The sequence below is a fragment of the Bradyrhizobium sp. CCGB12 genome, from assembly GCF_024199845.1.
Classification (GTDB): Bacteria; Pseudomonadota; Alphaproteobacteria; order Rhizobiales; family Xanthobacteraceae; genus Bradyrhizobium.
The window spans coordinates 8,788,490-8,805,987 of sequence record NZ_JANADO010000001.1 but is presented as its reverse complement, the minus strand read 5'-3'; the positions used below and the strand labels follow the sequence as shown (position 1 = coordinate 8,805,987).

Below are 17,498 nucleotides of genomic sequence, written 5' to 3'. Positions count from 1 at the left end.
TACGCCCCATAAATGCGTTCACCCGACCGAAGAGCGATAGACATGGCGAAATTCACGGCCGAACGTCCAGATCCGGAAGCCGCGGCCCGCCAGCTGGTCCAACTCGCCGCCAGCATCGAGGCGGTTCAGGACGGCGCATATACATTGAGAGAATCAACGCGCCGTTTCTCTACACCTTGAAAGGCAGCGGAAGTGAGTTCGGCGCCGGCATCGCCTACGCGGTCGAGAAGGACTGGCTGATGCTTCACGAGAGCGGCAGCTATGAGCGGCAAAAGAGAGCGAACACCTGCGCGCCAGCAGCGGAACGACGGGAATGGGACGGGATTGCTTGGTCGCCGGCCCTTCACGGCGGGCTGGCCGGAAGGTCGGTGGGACGGCTCTGGCTCAAGCCCCCGCGGTCAACCGGAGCCGTCTTCTCCATGAGCCGCAAAAATTTAATCCGCGATATTCGCCATTTAGTACATACGAGGAGATTTTCCCGGCCGAGATTACTGCTGGCGCATGCGTTGAGTTTGCACGCGCTGGCGGCCCCGGCTCGTCCCCCTACCAGCCCCGGAGATGGGCTTGGGGCCGTTCCGTCCATGACTCGGCTGTGTTTCGTATGTCCGGAATTCGGTATGTCCGGAATAATGAGCCGTAGCTTGCCGAGCCAGATCCGCCATGGGCATGCACACGCGTAGAAACGACCCAGCACAACCCCATGCTGGGGCCGTTGGAGGTTTTGCTTGGCGGTAATGGGATCGTCAAACATCACAAGTTAGACGATTGCCGCGCCCGTTCTGTTCGCTTTCGGACGTTCTGTTCTGCGTCCACCGCTTCATGGCGAGAGGGTGTGACCTCTTCAGCGGCTAGTTGAGCCTCAAGGGCCTGGAGCAATCGCTGTTCGGTGATCGGGTCCCTGCCTTCACAAATAGCTTGGGCGATAGTCTCAATTTGTTCGGCAATGCGCGCTTGGATGGCGGTTTGCCGCTCGTTGTGGTCCATGGGGACCCCGCTGAATCGATGCAGGCGGGAGCGCCATTGGTCTCTCGGCCACCGACGCCTACGGGCAGAGCCTTGGCCGGTGATGGTGGTAGACTACCACGAATGTACGAAGGTTCCGGTAAATTTTTAATCGTCCCAACCCGCACTGGCATTTGAAGAGGCGAATCTGTCGGCAAGCTCTGTTGAGCAGCAACGTTGGCGAGGCAGCGGCGTCCGACACTTGGGCAATCGGACGGGATTTTGACTCGGTCTTGCGCAGTTATAGGCATGCCTCGGCGTGATCCCGAGACACTCGCCCCGAACCACCGACAGCGAATTAACCCAGACAGTCTTTGACGGCCTTCGCGCTGATATTAATCCAACAGGACGTATCATGTGATACGACGCGCCGATCTTTTTTACGGAGAACTAGCGAGAGCTGCATCCCGTTAAGCCAAAGCCTTGCCCGCGGTTAACAGACGCAAGGAATTAAGTTGCCTCAGCCGTCCAGACAGCGGCTGAGGCCTCTTCGTTAGCATCCCGCAGCGAGAAGCTTCCGAAGAAAGCTCAAGTAAAATTGTGAAACGTTCAGTCTGAACTCTCCCGCACCAGTCGGACTACCCTGCGCGGCCCTGCCCATACCTCTACCGCAGGATGAGCTTCTAAAAACTTCTCAGCCCGCTCCGTGGCGGCTTCGTCAGTCGGACTGTCGATTTCATAGACTGCGCGAGCAACACCGCGCAGGCCGACTGCGTACGCAACATATCGCATGGCTGATCCCCAGCGGGGGAAGAATGTCCGTAAGATTCGCTTGTGGGCGCTCGGTTCCTAAGTCGATGCATAGCCTCGGTTTAGGCCTGCCATCTCAGACTTTTCTTCCGCGCTCCTAGCCCGCTTCAGCAACGCCTCACGATCCTTCCCCGCGGGCAACTGGTTGGCCTGCTCTTTGAGCTTGGCGGCCTGGTCGGCCATGCGTTCTTCAAGAGAGCGAGTCTGCTTCACTCGCCGGCGGAGCTGCGTCATGCCGCACTCCTCAGATCGGTAATGACGAACCCCAACGGAATCGGTCCGATCTGGTTCCTATAATGAAACTGCGCCTGGTCTTGCCACATTTTCCCGCCCCCGGATTCACCTATGCAAATGCATCTACAAAGGCAAATGATTTTACCTGCTAATGCTGGGCAAAACCGGGAGCGCGCTCCATTGACTGACGAAGTTTCGTTGCAGAGTCGATATTTCGTGCGAATGGGCGGCAAGGGTTGGGTCGTCTACGATCGCGAACGAAAGGGCCCAGCACTAATCGGGTCGTACATGGCGGCCAACTTGACAAGGGAGCGAGCTGATCAGTTGCTACGATCGCTCACGTCCTCGCGCGCGGGGAATCCGTCTCCTGCAAATGACAGAGGCCCGCCAGCTTGAACGAAAGGCCGCCTGGCCACGCCGAGATGACGCATCGTGGCGAGAGGCCCGTGGCCCGGCATCGCGGAATGGCCCCAGCGCCTGAAGAGAGGGAGAAAGCGCCGAGGCCACTGCTCGCTGCTATCGGGACATCAGCGCAATACGAACTGGTGCCGAGAGCGCTTCGTTCCTAAGAGCGCTGGTCACGCAACGATTGGGCTGAGTCATGAAGCTGACGACCGAACGCGCCTACGCCACCCCAGAGTCCGCCGCACGCAAGCTGATCCAGCTCGCCGCCTGCATCGAACCAGTGCAGGACGGCCGAATCCACATCGAGAAACTCAACGCGCCGTTCCTCTACGCCCTGAAGAGCAGCGGCCCCGAATTCGGTGCCGGCATCATCTATGCCCGGCAAGGGTGACGCGAGTTGCACGAAAGCGGGACTTTCGTGCGCCTGCTTGCTTCGAGCAAAAGTGTTCTCAGCAACAGCGAGAGTTGACGATGCGGTGCTAATCGGCTCGCCAGAGCGTTTCGCCGATTCGCAGCGCAAACGGGTTCGCCTCACGCCTCCACGCGGTAGCGGCTAATGCTCTTGAAGCCACCCGGCTTCGGCGGCCAATGAGCGGGTTCCTTCGAGGTGCGCAGGTCAAAGACCTCACGACGTGAGCAGCGCGCGCAACGAAACTCCATGCGGAAAGTAAAATCGACCGGGCCCGTGAGGGCCATCGGCCAAGCCTTGCACTGCGGGCATGGCGGAAGGTAGCCACATGGCACCATAACGCGCCTCCTTTCTCTGTCCTGCTGCCAGCGGAACACTGAAGGTGGCGGGCTCGTTCCAAAGCCTCGCTTTGGGATATATTTTCGGGCCAGACGCCCCGCCCCCTTCGGATGTCTCTTTGGTGGAGTGGCGTATGAGTCAAGCGCTCCCGCTAGTGCGACGGTTTGTCCGCGCTAACTTTTGTTATGGGCGCCTGTAGCCAGAATCCCTAGTCTCGTCTCGTCTCGTCAGCAAGGGTGACGCGGTGGGATTGAAGCGCAGACGGTTCAAGCAAACGACTTCTCTCAAAGATCGGCGGCGCAGTTCGCGGCGGATACGAGGAAACGAGCTGAGGCGAAGCCGAGCGGCGCCGAGAAGGATAAACTTTTGAAGAAAGTTCGCAACGCGGAGGAATCGTGAACCTGGAAAGGCAACTCCGAGAGCCGCACTGATTGTTCACTCGGGCGGATGTACCCCAGTGAATCAGAAGGCCTCCGGTCCGATCCCGGGGGCTTTTTGCGGTGTGATCCTGACGGGGTAATCGGCAAGTAGGACATGGCGCGTCATGAGCGGATTCGCGTGCCTTTGGACAGCCGCGAAATGGCGATGCCGGAACCTCCCGCCCCCTTGCCGGTTTTTCCCGGCATGACGTTCTTTCATTTTGATCTCTATGACGGCAACGAGGATCATACGGATGAGGACGGGAACGATCTGCCTGATGTCCCGGCCGCCCGGCGGTTGGCTATCGAGGCGCTAGGACAAATGATTATTGATGCTGGCGTCAAAGATCAGCACGGCCTGAAGGCCGTCACGGTTCGCGACGCCCGTGGTGAAGTGCTGCGCGTATCTGCCAACATTATTGTCTCGACCCCCTGAGTAATCGCGAGGGTCAGGGTCACGTAGTCTTTGGTTATCGAGCCGGGACACGGGATACTCGATCAAGCGACGCGTTTTCCTCGCCATCATCGCTTCGTTGTTGATGTTACTTCTCGGTGAAACCGGCTTGTCCGTGATCAAGTATGCTGACCTGTCTCACGACCGCCGCACGGTCGGTTTCGTCCGCTCACGATAGAGTAGCCAGCGACAGCCTTCTGCTCAGTATCCTTGAGCACTACAACGTTGCGGCGGGAACGAGCTGCAGTAGACATCTCGCTTATAGTTCCTAGTGACATCGGCTAAGCGGAAAGAATGGGTAGCCGCAGGAACGGCCTTATCGGGATTGCGTTTCTGCACAATAGGCTGAGGGCAGTCACCGACTCAATCATCGGAGAACTAAAGATGGCCAACCCGCGTCCGGAAGAGAGATCGACACAAAGCATGGAAGACGCATCCCGCCGTACGGGAGAGCAGACTACGCGCATCGGGCAAGCAGCGGCTGAAGCCGGAGAGGAAGTGGCACGGGCGAGCGCTGATATGCTCAAGCAAAATGTTGAGACGTTACAGCAAACCTGGCGCTCCAGCCTCGAAGCGGCGACCTCGGTGATGGGACGGTCTAGCGAGCAGTTTGGTCGCACGCTTGGCTTATCTGCGGAAGATGCGCAAAAGGCAACGGCGGCAACTGAACGGTCAGCTCGCAACGCGCAGACGCTCCTTTACAGTGGCACAGCCGCCGCCAAAGTGATGGGGGGAATGTCCCAAGAGTACCTTCAGATGGTTCGGCAACAATTTGAGAAGCACATCGACCACATGAACAGGTTGTGGACGTGCCGAACTCCACAGGACTTTGCAGCGGTGCAGACTGACATGGTGCGGGAGACCGTGGAGACTGCTCTGGAAAGCAGCCGTCGTATCGCCGACATGTCGCTCAAAATGGCCGACGATACCGGAAAGCAGATTAAACAAACGATGGCTCAGATCTCACGCTAAGCGGGCGGACCGGTTCAACGGACGAGGAGCGGCTCAGGCAGGCAAGCCGCTCTTGCCGCCCCGGCGAATTCAGTGCGGTTTTCGTTTGCGCGTTCGCTTCCGACTGAGTCGTTTGACGTTTGCCGCCACCTTTCTTCGATATTGCTCAACAATCTTGTCGCCGGAAGCGCCAGCCACCAGACTGGTACTGGCCTTCGCCGCCGCGGCCATTTTTTCACTGACCATGCGGTGGGCTTCACGTTGGGCAGCTTTGCCGCCGCGCATCAGCTTCGCAATCCGCAGCCCGATTACGCGATTGCTTTCCAGCGCCAGAACCATCCAGTTCAACATTGCCGTGATCCGACCTTGGTGACGCGTCTTCCCTTCGGCGGCTCAGGCCGTATGCCGAAGAGAACTTCCATAATGCTTGAAGAAGTTATCAAGCCTTACAGGTTCGCCAGTATCTCGCCAGAATAGTCTTTTGCCGAGGCTTGCCGCCGCTGCGAGGCGGTGGTGGCCGCCCATTAGAGTATGGTCATCCGTTGCTTGGGCGATGATCTCGCCGGCTTCGTCCACGATGAATTTCATGGGCCGCCTCCGATCCGACGCGCCGGTCAGCGCCGCCGCGACGTGCGCAATCCATCCAACCTGGTTGCAGGTCCCGGCGTTCCAATCCATCCATGAAGATCACTGCCTCCCGCATTCGACATACGCCATATCGCGCACCGCCATTTGTGTATCGATATCGGTATAAAACTTACGTGGGAATGACTCCGCCAGCGCGCCGCGTCGCCGGCGCGCACGCGCACAACGACCAAAATCAAGAAGTTCTGTGTGTGCAGGATCGGTGCTCATTTTCCGAGGAACAACCGCGCACCTCCTTCGTTGGGCTGGTCATCCGGACAGCAAAGGTACACGATCATGGACCGTGAACACGTGAAGGGCGCCGCCGACAAGGCAAAAGGCGCAATCAAAGAGGGGGCCGGTAAGCTTACCGGCGATAAAGACATGGAGGCCGAAGGCAAGCTGGATAAAGCCAAGGGAGCTGCCCACAACGCCACGGGAGATGTGAAGGATGCGGCCCGGGACGCCGCTGACGCTCTCAAAAAATAATAGGATATAAGACCAAGACTAGCCGCCTCCGGGCGGCAATTTCTTTTACGAAAGGTTCCTTCATCTTTGGGCCATCAACCAAAATTGCCGAAACGGCAAAGGCCAAGAGGACGACAGAGAGTCAATTGAAGCGGCTCCCTTTGGCAGCCAAGATCAGGGTAGAGACAAAGAGACAGCTACGGGTCCAAAAGGAGCAGGAACTACATCCTCTCGTTGCTAGTTTGTCTGAGTCCAAGTTAGGTTCCCACATCTATGAACGATGGACGGCTTGCGCCAGATCGACTCGTTCGGCTCGATCCTAGGCGTGCGCGCGGCACCTTTCGGCGATCTCGACCGATTGAAGGCGTTCGCACATTCGGGCTATCTCACCTACGTCATCGATGCGCCGCGACTGTATACCGGACATGGCAAGGAGGACCGCAAGATTGGTGACCGGATTGGCAAGGCCGCCGGTCTTCGCGACAGCCATGTCTATCTTCTCTACTCTCGCGATGAGCGCTTCAACAAACTGACTGCGGCGTATCTGGAGGCCCGCCTCATCGACATCGCACACGATCTGGGAATTCCGCTGGCGAACGGCACGCGTCCGTTCGGCTCCTTCCCGATCCTGTCCGATGACCTTGAGCAGCTCGTCCAGCATGCCCAGATTCTGCTGCAGGTCGCGGCGTTCCTCCGTTGAAACTTTTCGCCAGCCGTGGCACGTTGGGGTTACCCAAGGGGCTCCACCCGAGGGCTACACCGGCGCCGCCGGCGTGCAGTGAGACCTGTTTTTAGGGGGCTTTCTCGAAGCCGTTTTATTATGGCGGAGAGGGAGGGATTCCCGTTAAGGTCGCAAAAATCTCTTACAAAATCATAGCTTTTGGAGAACAGCCCTCTCACCCCCGAGCGTCGTGGTGGTGATAGAGCGTTAGGATATGTCGTCGCGGCTTCTTGTGGGAGTCTTTCATAAGCGGCCCCTTACGACGAGGCCATGAACGCAGCTTTTTTGAGGGGCACGGTTGCTAGTCGACAGTTACGATCCGCAGACACCGACGTACGGTTTAGGAAACCATTTTCGGCTTAACGATGTCAACGGCTTAGGTTCGTCGTGTTGCAAATGTGTTGCATCGACAGATCATGGCGGAGACTTGTGACCAGGTCGCACCGACTAATGAACGGATCCGCCGCACGACCGCTCAGCCACCGTTAGACACCGAAGCGAAGCAGTGCGGAAGGTTGTTCAGCGAGCTCCGGATTCGCTCGGTTAAACGGCGCGATTATGGCTCGGCGAGCGACCGCCCCCATCTGCGACCAGCACCGCACCGGTGACAAAGGAAGCCTCGTCAGCCGCCAAGAACAGGCAGCAGGCGGCAATCTCGGTCGGCTCGGCCATTCGTCCCAGCGCAATCCGTCGTTCGACGGCCCGGAATTCGGACTCCACGGATGTGTCATTTTGATGCGCCAGCAGACCCATCTCGTAGGCGCTCATCGGCGTCCGAACCCAGCCGGGCGCGACCGCGTTGGCGCGGATGCCGTCGACACCGTGTGCGTAGGCAAGCGAGCGCGTATAGGCCACGACTGCCGCCTTGCTCGCAGCATAGCTTGCACTGCCCGGACTCGCATTGAACGCGGCGACGGATGCGATGTTCACGATCGCGCCGCCGCGTTGCTTTAGCAACGGCAACGCGGCACGACACATCCGCATCGTGCCGGTCAGATTGACGTCCAGCGTCCTCGCCCAGACATCGTCGGATACGCTCTCCGGCTGATCTGGGACGATTAGGCCGGCGGCATTGACCACGACGTCGAGCCTCGGCCCGCAAACTTCGATAGCTTTCGCGATGTCACCCACTCGCGTGACGTCGCCGTGGACAGCGTGGCCGCCCGCCTCCGCCGCCGCGGCGTCGAGATCATCACCACCGAGCCCGAACAGCACGACGCGCGCACCGTGTTTCGCAAACAACAGCGCCGTCGCTCTGCCGATACCGGTACCTGCTCCGGTGACGAGTGTCGTTCTGCCCGCGAGCCGCGACGCCATTTAGAGGCCCCACTGCCGCTCAACGGCAAACCCGGTCTCGGGGAGCGTCGCACCACCGTCAACGACGATGGTTTGTCCCGTGATGTATTTCGCCTCGACGGATGCCAGATAGAGCATCGCGTAACCGACGTCGTCCGCAGTACCCATGCGACCGACCGGGATGAAACGTTCGAGGCTGGCACGGTTCTCGGGCGCGCTCATGGTGCCGCGCCCCGGCTTGGCAATGAAGCCGGCTTCCACACCATTCACCGTGATGCCGTCGCGCGCCAGTTCGAAAGCAGCGGCCCGTATGAACGCGTTGACCCCGGCCTTAGCCGCCGAGTAATGCGCGCCACCGCCCATCGCGAACCGGGCTGACACCGAGGATGTCACCAGGATCCGTCCGAAGCCGTTTGCGCGCATATGCGGGATCGCGGCCTGCGCCAACCAGAAGCTGGCGTTGAGGTTCAACGCCAGCGCTTCGTCAAGTTTAGCCTCGTCGAGGTCTTCGATCGACGACCACGGGCAACCACCCGCGTTGTGCACGACGATATCGAGCCGGCCATATCGCCCGGCGGTACGGTCGACCAAGACACGCAGACTGTTGCGGTCGAACCGATCGAACGGTACGCAATGCACGGTCAACCCGTCGGCCGCGAGTTCCCGTGCCAGCGTTTCGGCGACGTCCTGCGTGCGGTTGGCGATCACCACGGCCGCGCCTGCGCCCGCAAGGCGCGTAACGATCGCAGCACCGATGCCCCTACCGCCGCCGGTCACAATGGCGACCTTCCCGCCGAGATCGAACGGCTTTTGCGGCATGGCCCTAGATCACTCCGGCTCTGCGCAGGAGGTCGATAAACTCGACGAAGACGGCCGTGTGGCGCTCCACGTCGTGCGCCGAGGTCGCTGGGCACATCAGCAGCATGGTGTGGAACGGCGTCACCAGGATGCCTTCGTTCATGTAGAAGGCGTGCAGCAGCGTTTCGAGATCGGGTTGTCGACCGGCGATGACGTCGGCGCCGCTGCGTGGCTGCCGCGGCATGAACATGATCTCAGCGCGGGCGCCGATCTGGGTGACGTGCCAGGGCAGACGATTTGCCGCGATCAGTTCGCGGATCGAGTCCGCGAGATCCGTGGCAGTCGCGATCATGCGCTGGTAGTTCGCCGGCGTCAGGACCTTCTCCAGCACCGCGCGCATAGTCGCGATGGTCAGCGCATTGCCTGCGAGCGTGCCACCGAAACCGAGATGCGCCGATTGCCGCTCGCGCGGATTGACGTGGGGAACGAGTGTCCAGAGCCGTTCGGCGGTCTCTCTGCTCAGACCGAACACACCGGCCGGAATGCCGCCTGCGATCGCCTTGCCGGCAACGATGATATCGGACTCGAGCCCGTTCTCAGCCGTATAGCCGCCAGGTCCGCAAGACAACGTGTGCGTCTCGTCGATGACGAGCACGACGCCGGCGCGACGGGTCAGGTCCCGCAGCGTGCGATGGAAGTCCGGCGCGGCCGGAATCATGCCGAAGTTCGTCATCAAAGGCTCGGCCAGTACGCATGCGGCATCGCCGTGTGCGAGCGCGGCCTCCAAGGCCGCGACATCGTTGAACTCGATCACCCGCGTCACGGCATCATGGTCGACGCCGTTCGGGTGGATCATGTTCCGCATGCCGACGCGACCGTCGCGGATCTCGACATGCGCCTCTTCGACGCCGCCGTGGTAGCACCCGGAAAACACCAGCACCTTGCGACGACCGGTGATCATGCGCGCGATGCGGATCGCGGCTCGGTTGGCGTCGGTCGCCGACGTCGTCAGCGTCCAGTATTTCGGGCCGAAACGGCGGGAGAGTTCGGCGCCGACCCAGAGACTGTCCTCGGTCGGCAGCATCATCGTGGTACCGCGCTTGAGCTGGCAGAGCGCCGCTTCCGTCACCGCTTCCGGCGCGTGCCCGCACATGCCGCCGGTGTCGCCGAGACAGAAATCGATGTAATCGCGCCCGTCGATATCGCGGATATGCGCGCCGTCGGCTTCATCGACGTAGATCGGGAAGCCTCCGGCCCAGCGGCGCATCCAGTGCGACGGTCCGCCATAGAGGAAGTTTCGCCCGCCCTCCTGCCAGGCCGCGGCCGAGCGCGGATGCAACGTCTTGAACCGTTCCTGCTCGGCGTCGATCAGCTTGCCAAGGAGGCCCGTACGCTCGACAGCTGCGATGGTCATAGCGCGATCCATGCGGTCTTTAGGTCGGTATAGCCGTAGAATGCGTGCAACGATTTGTCCCGACCGAAGCCGGACTGCTTGAAGCCGCCGAGCGGCACGGTGATGTCGGCGCCGCCATAGGTGTTGACATGCACGACGCCGGCATTGATGGCACGCACCATGCGATGCGCCCGCGACAGGTTGCCGGTCCAGACAGCGGATGCGAGGCCATAGGGCGTCGCGTTCGCAAGTGAAACGGCGTCGTCATCGTCGTCGAAACGCGTGACGGCGAGCACCGGACCGAACACCTCCTCGCGCCACAACTCCATCCCGGGCGTGACGTCGGCCAGGATCGCGGGCGACATGAAGCTGCCACCGCTCTCGACGCGGATCTGCTCGCCGCCGGTCAACCGCGTCGCGCCCTCCTCCTGCGCTCGGACCACGGCGTCGAGATTCTTGTGTAGTTGGCCAGCACTCGATACCGCCCCGATATCCGAGGTCAGGTCGAGGGGATCGCCGACCTTCAAGTTCGCCGTCGCGCCCAGCAGCGCCTCCATGAATTCATCGTAGACCGACGACTGGACGAGTAGGCGCGAGCCGGCGACGCAGACCTGGCCGGAATTGCGGAAGATGCCGTTCACCGATGTCTTGGCCGCCTGCCGGATGTCGGGCGCGTCAGCGAACACGACGTTCGGCGATTTGCCGCCGAGTTCCAGATGGACACGTTTGAGGTTCGATCGCGCCGAGCATTCCAGCAGTCTACGACCGACCGCGCCCGAGCCGGTGAAGGCCAACGCATCTACATCCATATGCAGCGCGAGCGCCTCGCCGGCCGACGCACCGCGGCCGGTGACGACATTGAGGACGCCGTCGGGCAGTCCCGCTTCACTTGCAAGCTCCGCAAGCCGCAGCAACGTGAGGGAGGCGGCCTCCGGCGGCTTCACCACCACCGAATTTCCGGTCGCGAGCGCCGGGCCGATCTTCCACGCCCCGATCATCAACGGGAAATTCCACGGCACGATGACGCCGACCACGCCAAGCGGTTCACGATGGACGAGACCAAGGATATCGCGTCCTGTTGGCGCGATCTCGCCATAGAGCTTGTCGATCGCTTCCGCATAATAGCGGATGGTGCCGGCGGCCGAGAGCGGCTCGGCCTTATACGCCATGGCGATCTCGGTTCCGTTGTCCCGGACGCCGAGCACCGCGATCTCCAGCGCATGCTGTTCGATCAGTTCGGCCAGCCGCAGCAGGACCTTCTTGCGGTGGGTCGGGGTCGCCCGCGACCAACTTCCACCGTCGAACGCCTGACGCGCCTGCTTGATCGCAAGGTCGATATCCTGCGCGTCGCCGTCGACGATCGTCGTGAATGATCGGCCGTCGATCGGCGACACGACATCGAGCCTTGCCTCGCCATTCGCGGCCTTCGACCGCCCTCCGATGAAAAGCTGCCGGGCCGGAACGGTGGCCGACCTCAACCGATCGATTTGCGCTTGCTGCATCTGACGGGCTCGAACCTGCGTAAAAATGACCGCAGGCTGATGCGCCCGCGTGGTTCAATCTTCGGCAATTCAAGGCCTTGGCAGCAATCAACCGATAGGTGGATGTCGTGTCCGCTCGTGTCCCCCTAGCCTTAGCCTAGCCCAACTCGACGGTCGGACATCCAGCCCGACCGGTGGACTCTCGTTGTTCGACACTTTCAAGCGCACTGGCGAGCTCTGACAGATGCAAGAGACCAAGAAGCCTCGAATCCTCCTGATCGGAACCGGGGATACCAAAGCCGACGAATTGCTGTTCATGCGCGATTGCATCGCAAGGGCGGGCGGCGACACTATCAAGATGGATATCAGCGTGCTCGGCGATCCACCCTACCCGGCCGAACACGACAAGCATGCGGTGGCCGCGGCAGCAGACACGACCATAGAAGCGGTAGCCGCGAGCGGCGACGAGAATTCGGCCATGTCGCTGATGGCGCTCGGCGCCGCCAATCTCGCGCGCGATCTCGCCGCGCGCGACGCGATCGATGCTGTCATCGCGATCGGCGGAACGATGGGAACGGATCTCGCGCTCGATGTCGCCCAGGCCCTGCCGCTCGGCATGCCCAAGCTGATCGTCTCCACGGTCGCATTCTCGCATCTGATTCCGCCGGAGCGGGTCGCGGCCGACCTGATGATGATCCTGTGGGCAGGAGGCCTCTACGGCCTCAATGGGACCTGCACCGCGGTGCTGTCGCAGGCCTGCGGTGCGATCGTGGGGGCGGCACGTAGCGCCGTCAGACCGCGCACCGACAAGCCGGTGGTCGCGATCACGTCGCTCGGCAAGAGCTGCCTCGCCTATATGGTCGAACTCAAGCCGCAGCTTGAGAAGCGCGGCTATGAGGTGGTCGTGTTCCACACCACGGGCATGGGCGGCCGCGCGATGGAGGCGATCGCAGCGCAGCGCGGTTTCGCGGCCGTGCTCGATCTGAGCCTGCAGGAGGTCGCCAACCTGCTCACGGGATCGGTGGTAAACTCCGGTTCCGACCGGTTGGAGAACGCCGGCAGAGCCGGCATCCCGCAGATCGTAGCGCCCGGCGCGATCGACATGGTCGATTTTCCGGCGTGGTTGCCGACGCCGCAGGAGCTGACGGAGAGACCTTTCCACGCCCACAACCGCCTGCTCGCCTCCGCGACGTCGCGACCGGACGACCGCCGCAGGATCGCGCGGGCGATCGCGAAAAAGCTGTCGGGGGCCGCCGCGCCCGTCGCCTTCGTGCTGCCGTCCGGCGGTATCCAGCAATGGGACCAGGAGGGCGAAGCCCTGCACGATCCCGAAGGGCTCTCCGCCTTCGTGGACGAGATGCGCTCTGCGGTCGCGTCCCCGGTCGAGTTGCATGAGATCAAGGCGCACATCAACAGCAAAACTTTCAACGAGACGGTCCTGCGGATTTTCGACCGCTGGGTGGACGCCGGCATCGTGCCTGCAGGCAAGACGACGGTCGCCGCGTGAGCCGGCCACTCGCACAGGCGCTTGTGCTGGATTTCGGTGGTGTGATCTCGAAGACGTTGTTCGAGACGCACGACATGACGGAACGCGCGCTGGGCCTCGACCCTTGCACGCTGAAATGGCTCGGACCGTTCGCTCCCGACAGCGATCCCCTGTGGATCTCGATGCAGCGCGGCGAGATTTCCGAGCGCGATTACTGGCTGACGCGCAGCCGCGAGGTCGGACGCATGCTCGGCGAAGACTGGGCCGACATGGAGACCTTCGTGAAACGGGCGCGCGGCGCCGATCCTGCCACCGTGATCCGGCCCGAGGCGGAGAAGGCGATCCGGATCGTCGGTGATGCCGGATTCAGGCTCGCCATTCTGTCCAACGAGCTCGACCTGTTTTATGGCGCCGACTTCCGCACCCGGCTTGCCGTTCTGGCGTGCTTCGATGCCATCGTCGACGCCACCCATACCAAGATCCTGAAGCCCGATCCGCGCGCCTATCAAAGCGTATGGGATACCCTGGCGCTGGAAGCGGAGGATTGCGTGTTCGTCGACGACCAGCGCCGCAACATTGTCGGCGCTGCCGCGTGCAATATGCGCACCGTCCTGTTCGACGTCAGAAATCCTGCCGCGTCCTACAGCGAGGCCTTACGTCATTTCGGACTGGAATTCGACTGAGAGAGCCACCATGCGCGACAAGAATTTTTTGCTCGAGAACAACGCCAAGCCGATCTGGCACCCGATGGCGCACCCGGCCGAGATGCGGGCGCAGCCGCCGCGGATCGTGATGAAGGCCGAAGGCGTTCACGTCACCGACATCGAGGGCAAGACGGTGCTGGACGCGGTTGGCGGACTCTGGAACGTCAACCTCGGCTACAGTTGCGATCCCATCAAGAAGGCGATCGCGGACCAGCTTTCCGCGCTGCCCTACTATTCGGGCTTTCGCGGCACCTCGACCGGACCGTCGATCGAACTGGCCTACGAACTCACCGAATGGTTCAAGCCGGAAGGCATGGTCCGCACCTTCTTCACTTCCGGCGGCTCGGATTCGGTCGAAAGCGCGCTGCGGCTCGCACGGCAATACTGGAAGATCAAGGGCCAGGCCGACCGCACCAAATTCCTGGCGCTGCGCAAAGGCTATCACGGCACCCATTTCGGCGGCGCGTCCGTCAACGGCAACGCCAATTTCCGTCGCAACTACGAGCCGCTGCTGCCCGGCGTCTTCCATATCCCCGCGCCATGGACCTATCGCAATCCCTTCAACGAGACCGATCCGGCAAAGCTCGCGCAACTCTGTGCGGCGGCCATGGAGGATGAGATCGCGTTCCAGGGTGCCGACACGTTCGCCGCCTTCATCATGGAGCCGGTGCTCGGCGCCGGCGGCGTGATCGTGCCGCCCGACGATTTCATGAAGCTGGCGCGCGAGATCTGCGACCGCCACGGGATCCTGATGATCGCAGACGAGGTCGTCACCGGCTTCGGCCGTACCGGCGCCTGGTCCGGCTCGCGGTTGTGGGGCGTGAAGCCGGACATGATGACGATCGCGAAAGCGATCACGTCGGGTTATTTTCCACTCGGCGCGACAATGATCGGCGAAAGGGTTGCGGAAGCCTTCGAGGCCGACACCACCTCGTTCGGCTCGATCGGGCATGGCTACACCTATTCCGGCCATCCGGTCGGCTGCTCGGCCGGCCTGGCGGCGCTGGCCGAGACCCGGCGCCTGAAGCTCGACGAGAACGCCGCCGCGCGCGGCAAGGATCTCGCGAGCGCCCTCGCCCAACTCAAGGCCCGGCATGCGATCGTCGGCGACGTCAGGAGCAAAGGCCTGATGGCTGCCATCGAGCTGGTGGCCGATCGCGACAGCAAGAAGCCGGTGGACAAGAAGACGATGGGCAAGGTGGCAGACGCAGCCTACGAGGCCGGCGTGATGCTGCGCGTCTCCGGCAACAACATCATCCTGTCGCCGCCGCTGATCCTCACAAGCAACGACGTGACTGATATGGCTGAAGGGATCGGCGCAGGCCTGTCAGCGGCCGCTTGAGATCGCGCCCACGCAGGCGATGGCGCGCTCGAACATCGCGCCGTCGGCTCTGTCCTTGTCGAGGCAACCGGCCAGCGCGATCGGCGACATGGTCTGGTCGGTGCAGAAGATCCGCATGAAATCGGCTGCGAGCGCGATCTTGCTCGCGGCCGGTTGCCGCTCCCAATCTCCTTGACTCAGGTAGAGCAACTCACCGGGAGACGCCGCCATCGCCATCTGTCCCGCCAGCAACGGGACGCCGATGACCATGCCGAGAGCGACCGAGCGACGGATCATTTGGTGACCTCGGCCACCGGCGGCACGTCGAGCGCGGGATTGCGGTCGAAGAAGTTGAAGGGACGCAGTCGGAAGCCGTGCCACAGGCCGGGCATGACCGGCCAATCCTCGGCGCGCGGCACGTGGCGGAAGCCGACCGTGTACCACAGCACCAGATCTCGGTTCTCGATTTGACGGTTCGCCGCCGTCCATTTCGGCAGACCGTCGACTTCCTGATTCTGGTTCGGATAAAGACCCGCAGCGTATCTCTCATCCTTGGCGTAGGCCGAGGCCCACAACGTATAGGCACTGAATGCTGCGCGAAGCTGGACGGGATCGTCCTTGGCCAGCAGCGACACGTCCGAATGGCCCGGCATGAGCTGGTAGCTCGTGCGATAGCCATGTTTGTTGGTCCTGACGGCGCTCTCGATCCTGAACTGGGCGGCATTGAGCGGCGTGGTGATGGGTCCTTCGGTCGCGACCGGCCTGGTATCGACCTGCCAGAGGCTCTTCCGCGTGCCCTCACCGTTCAGCTTGCGGACGCCGAAGCGATCCTCGACCAGGCGGTTGCCGGTGCCGTCGACATCCATATCGATCCGGAAGGTCATGTAGTGATCGTGATTGACGGCAAGGAGCCGCCCGTCGACCAGCGTACCGTAGGCGGTATCCACCGCCGCGCTCGGATCGCTCAAGGTCCGGCTTGCCACGCCCTTGGTGGCGTCGATGCCGTAGGCGCCGAGCCGCACGTCGATGTCGCCGGCGCGATCGAAGACGTAGTCGACGATGTAGTCGTAATTACCGACCACCGGCGCCATCCGCACCACGAGCTCGTTGTTCGGCCGTCCCTCCGCGGTATTGTTGATCAGCTCGCTGTGTCGCCAGATCGGATCGCCGGTCGGGCGCTCGAAGATGCAGACCGCGCCTCGGGAGACCACCGGCGCGCCCTTGGTGTCCGAGATGGTCAGGTCGAGGAAGTGCGCGTTGCCGGGACAGTCCTCGCCGGGTCGCAGTTCGCTCGACAGCACGCCGAAGCCGTATTCGCCGATGTCCATATAGGCGCGAAACGACCAGGTCTGCGCCGGGTCCATGTAGGGTACGAACATCTCGCTCGCCGAAAGCTGATAGGCCACGTCGCGCCTGATACCGTGATCGTCGTAGCGGATCAGCGACAAAACTGCGCCGACACGCGGCTCGAGGCGAACGTGAAAGGACCAATTGTCCCAGCGGACCTTGCCGCCCTCCACCGTGACGTTGGAGCCTTTCGGAGCGGCGATCTCGATCGGCTTCGGCACCGCGCGGTATTTGCCGGAATCGGCATAGGCGTGAGACGGCGTCGGCGCGGGCGGCGGGACGATGCCGAGATCGTCCACCGACAACACCGTCCGCGACTTGAGATCAACCTGTGCGATCAGATTCTCGATCGGCTTGCCCCAGAGATTGTTGCCCGCGCCCGTCGTGTCGACGCAGGGAACGTTGAGCAGCCGGCGCCCCCTCATGTCGGGATCGGCCACCGGACCGACGGTCAAGGGCAGGCAGATGATGTTGCGAAAATCGGTGATGCCGCGCTTGGCCATCGCCGCGATCCAGCGTTGATCCTGCTTCGGCAGTTCGCCCGCCGACATCAGTTCGTCGATCGTCAGCGCGGCCTGCCGATCCCCGATCTCGTCGAAGCCGGCCAGACTACGGGTCGCAAGATCGATCCGTGCCTCATAAAGGCGGCCATCGGCAAGCAGCGTCGCTATTGCGCGGCGCGCGAAAGTCTGTCCCAGCTGCCACGCGCGCACCTCATCCTTGGCGTTCTCGTCGAGCGTGATCGAGACGATCCGCGCGGCGGCATCGAACTTTCCGGCACTGCGCAGCAAATCGACAGCGGCGCGAATCTCATCCGCGGTCAGCCCATCCATCGGGTGCGTGGCTGCCGCCAACGGCAAAACTCTCGTCTCCGCGAACGAAGAAGTTGCCGACGT

At 62.1% G+C, this 17,498-nt stretch carries 19 protein-coding genes; 9 read left to right on the top strand and 10 right to left on the bottom strand.

Annotated features, from left to right (window positions below; genetic code table 11):
- Positions 1–42 precede the first annotated feature (42 nt).
- A complete protein-coding gene (locus NLM27_RS43900; RefSeq protein WP_309144785.1) occupies positions 43–180 on the top strand; it encodes a hypothetical protein in 138 nt (45 codons plus the stop codon).
- A 570-nt stretch (positions 181–750) separates the two neighbouring features.
- Here NLM27_RS43900 and NLM27_RS40465 read toward each other — a convergent pair.
- Both NLM27_RS40465 and NLM27_RS40460 read right to left on the bottom strand, forming a co-directional pair.
- Positions 751–984, bottom strand: coding sequence for a hypothetical protein (locus tag NLM27_RS40465; protein ID WP_254148570.1), 234 nt, complete (start codon positions 982–984; stop codon positions 751–753).
- An 807-nt stretch (positions 985–1,791) separates the two neighbouring features.
- A complete protein-coding gene (locus tag NLM27_RS40460) occupies positions 1,792–1,986 on the bottom strand; it encodes a hypothetical protein (RefSeq protein ID WP_254148569.1) in 195 nt (64 codons plus the stop codon).
- Positions 1,987–2,587: 601 nt separating this feature from the next.
- Here NLM27_RS40460 and NLM27_RS40455 point away from each other — a divergent pair.
- From NLM27_RS40455 to phaP, 3 genes are all read left to right on the top strand, one after another.
- Positions 2,588–2,782, top strand: coding sequence for a hypothetical protein (locus NLM27_RS40455; protein WP_309144784.1), 195 nt, complete (start codon positions 2,588–2,590; stop codon positions 2,780–2,782).
- Between the two features lie 891 nt (positions 2,783–3,673).
- On the top strand, positions 3,674–3,994 hold the full coding sequence (locus NLM27_RS40450) for a DUF6894 family protein (protein WP_254148568.1): 321 nt from the start codon (positions 3,674–3,676) through the stop codon (positions 3,992–3,994).
- Between the two features lie 402 nt (positions 3,995–4,396).
- Entirely contained in the window at positions 4,397–4,984 is a 588-nt protein-coding gene (gene phaP / locus NLM27_RS40445) for a phasin family protein (RefSeq protein ID WP_254148567.1), read from the top strand.
- 69 nt (positions 4,985–5,053) lie between these two features.
- Here phaP and NLM27_RS40440 read toward each other — a convergent pair whose 3' ends face one another.
- Together NLM27_RS40440 and NLM27_RS40435 are read right to left on the bottom strand one after the other, a co-directional pair.
- The gene (locus tag NLM27_RS40440) at positions 5,054–5,314 is read right to left on the bottom strand and encodes a hypothetical protein (protein WP_254148566.1); all 261 of its coding nucleotides are present in this window, start codon (positions 5,312–5,314) and stop codon (positions 5,054–5,056) included.
- Positions 5,315–5,356: 42 nt separating this feature from the next.
- Positions 5,357–5,551, bottom strand: a complete 195-nt coding sequence (locus NLM27_RS40435) for a hypothetical protein (RefSeq protein ID WP_254148565.1) — start codon at positions 5,549–5,551, stop codon at positions 5,357–5,359.
- A gap of 333 nt (positions 5,552–5,884) precedes the next feature.
- On the opposite strand from NLM27_RS40435, the gene NLM27_RS40430 reads away from it, so the two are divergent.
- Both NLM27_RS40430 and NLM27_RS40425 read left to right on the top strand, forming a co-directional pair.
- On the top strand, positions 5,885–6,076 hold the full coding sequence (locus NLM27_RS40430) for a CsbD family protein (RefSeq protein ID WP_254148564.1): 192 nt from the start codon (positions 5,885–5,887) through the stop codon (positions 6,074–6,076).
- Between the two features lie 268 nt (positions 6,077–6,344).
- Positions 6,345–6,755 carry a hypothetical protein gene (locus NLM27_RS40425; RefSeq protein ID WP_254148563.1) on the top strand — a complete coding sequence of 137 codons (411 nt, stop codon included), beginning with the start codon at positions 6,345–6,347 and terminating at the stop codon, positions 6,753–6,755.
- Between the two features lie 564 nt (positions 6,756–7,319).
- On the opposite strand, the gene NLM27_RS40420 is transcribed toward NLM27_RS40425, so the two are convergent.
- Genes NLM27_RS40420 through NLM27_RS40405 form a run of 4 tightly spaced genes read right to left on the bottom strand, consistent with a single transcriptional unit; the run spans position 7,320 to position 11,765 of the window.
- Positions 7,320–8,093 carry an SDR family NAD(P)-dependent oxidoreductase gene (locus NLM27_RS40420; RefSeq protein ID WP_254148562.1) on the bottom strand — a complete coding sequence of 258 codons (774 nt, stop codon included), beginning with the start codon at positions 8,091–8,093 and terminating at the stop codon, positions 7,320–7,322.
- Positions 8,094–8,891 (bottom strand): SDR family oxidoreductase, encoded by a 798-nt coding sequence (locus NLM27_RS40415; RefSeq protein ID WP_254148561.1) that lies wholly within the window; start codon positions 8,889–8,891, stop codon positions 8,094–8,096. It lies immediately after the preceding gene.
- 4 nt (positions 8,892–8,895) lie between these two features.
- On the bottom strand, positions 8,896–10,284 hold the full coding sequence (locus tag NLM27_RS40410; protein WP_254148560.1) for a transaminase: 1,389 nt from the start codon (positions 10,282–10,284) through the stop codon (positions 8,896–8,898).
- Positions 10,281–11,765, bottom strand: coding sequence for an aldehyde dehydrogenase (locus NLM27_RS40405; protein ID WP_254148559.1), 1,485 nt, complete (start codon positions 11,763–11,765; stop codon positions 10,281–10,283). The genes NLM27_RS40410 and NLM27_RS40405 overlap by 4 nt, the downstream gene beginning before the upstream one ends.
- Before the next feature lie 223 nt (positions 11,766–11,988).
- Here NLM27_RS40405 and NLM27_RS40400 point away from each other — a divergent pair, with 223 nt between their 5' ends.
- Genes NLM27_RS40400 through NLM27_RS40390 form a run of 3 tightly spaced genes read left to right on the top strand, consistent with a single transcriptional unit; the run spans position 11,989 to position 15,276 of the window.
- Positions 11,989–13,251, top strand: a complete 1,263-nt coding sequence (locus NLM27_RS40400; RefSeq protein WP_254148558.1) for a Tm-1-like ATP-binding domain-containing protein — start codon at positions 11,989–11,991, stop codon at positions 13,249–13,251.
- Entirely contained in the window at positions 13,248–13,913 is a 666-nt protein-coding gene (locus tag NLM27_RS40395) for an HAD-IA family hydrolase (protein WP_254148557.1), read from the top strand. Before NLM27_RS40400 ends, NLM27_RS40395 begins: the two co-directional genes overlap by 4 nt.
- Positions 13,914–13,923: 10 nt before the next feature.
- Positions 13,924–15,276 carry an aspartate aminotransferase family protein gene (locus NLM27_RS40390; RefSeq protein ID WP_254148556.1) on the top strand — a complete coding sequence of 451 codons (1,353 nt, stop codon included), beginning with the start codon at positions 13,924–13,926 and terminating at the stop codon, positions 15,274–15,276.
- Here NLM27_RS40390 and NLM27_RS40385 read toward each other — a convergent pair.
- A complete protein-coding gene (locus tag NLM27_RS40385; protein ID WP_254148555.1) occupies positions 15,262–15,525 on the bottom strand; it encodes a hypothetical protein in 264 nt (87 codons plus the stop codon). The genes NLM27_RS40390 and NLM27_RS40385 overlap by 15 nt on opposite strands.
- A 23-nt stretch (positions 15,526–15,548) precedes the next feature.
- Entirely contained in the window at positions 15,549–17,456 is a 1,908-nt protein-coding gene (locus NLM27_RS40380) for a tyramine oxidase (RefSeq protein WP_254148554.1), read from the bottom strand.
- Between the last annotated feature and the right edge of the window lie 42 nt (positions 17,457–17,498).

Bases quoted from the DNA above. Each gene is read 5' to 3' on its own strand.
- NLM27_RS43900 (WP_309144785.1), top strand. From the start codon at position 43: ATGGCGAAATTCACGGCCGAACGTCCAGATCCGGAAGCCGCGGCCCGC.
- NLM27_RS40465 (WP_254148570.1), bottom strand. From the start codon at position 984: ATGGACCACAACGAGCGGCAAACCGCCATCCAAGCGCGCATTGCCGAA.
- NLM27_RS40460 (WP_254148569.1), bottom strand. From the start codon at position 1,986: ATGACGCAGCTCCGCCGGCGAGTGAAGCAGACTCGCTCTCTTGAAGAA.
- NLM27_RS40455 (WP_309144784.1), top strand. From the start codon at position 2,588: ATGAAGCTGACGACCGAACGCGCCTACGCCACCCCAGAGTCCGCCGCA.
- NLM27_RS40450 (WP_254148568.1), top strand. From the start codon at position 3,674: ATGGCGCGTCATGAGCGGATTCGCGTGCCTTTGGACAGCCGCGAAATG.
- phaP (WP_254148567.1), top strand. From the start codon at position 4,397: ATGGCCAACCCGCGTCCGGAAGAGAGATCGACACAAAGCATGGAAGAC.
- NLM27_RS40440 (WP_254148566.1), bottom strand. From the start codon at position 5,314: ATGTTGAACTGGATGGTTCTGGCGCTGGAAAGCAATCGCGTAATCGGG.
- NLM27_RS40435 (WP_254148565.1), bottom strand. From the start codon at position 5,551: ATGAAATTCATCGTGGACGAAGCCGGCGAGATCATCGCCCAAGCAACG.
- NLM27_RS40430 (WP_254148564.1), top strand. From the start codon at position 5,885: ATGGACCGTGAACACGTGAAGGGCGCCGCCGACAAGGCAAAAGGCGCA.
- NLM27_RS40420 (WP_254148562.1), bottom strand. From the start codon at position 8,093: ATGGCGTCGCGGCTCGCGGGCAGAACGACACTCGTCACCGGAGCAGGT.
- NLM27_RS40415 (WP_254148561.1), bottom strand. From the start codon at position 8,891: ATGCCGCAAAAGCCGTTCGATCTCGGCGGGAAGGTCGCCATTGTGACC.
- NLM27_RS40410 (WP_254148560.1), bottom strand. From the start codon at position 10,284: ATGACCATCGCAGCTGTCGAGCGTACGGGCCTCCTTGGCAAGCTGATC.
- NLM27_RS40405 (WP_254148559.1), bottom strand. From the start codon at position 11,765: ATGCAGCAAGCGCAAATCGATCGGTTGAGGTCGGCCACCGTTCCGGCC.
- NLM27_RS40400 (WP_254148558.1), top strand. From the start codon at position 11,989: ATGCAAGAGACCAAGAAGCCTCGAATCCTCCTGATCGGAACCGGGGAT.
- NLM27_RS40390 (WP_254148556.1), top strand. From the start codon at position 13,924: ATGCGCGACAAGAATTTTTTGCTCGAGAACAACGCCAAGCCGATCTGG.
- NLM27_RS40385 (WP_254148555.1), bottom strand. From the start codon at position 15,525: ATGGTCATCGGCGTCCCGTTGCTGGCGGGACAGATGGCGATGGCGGCG.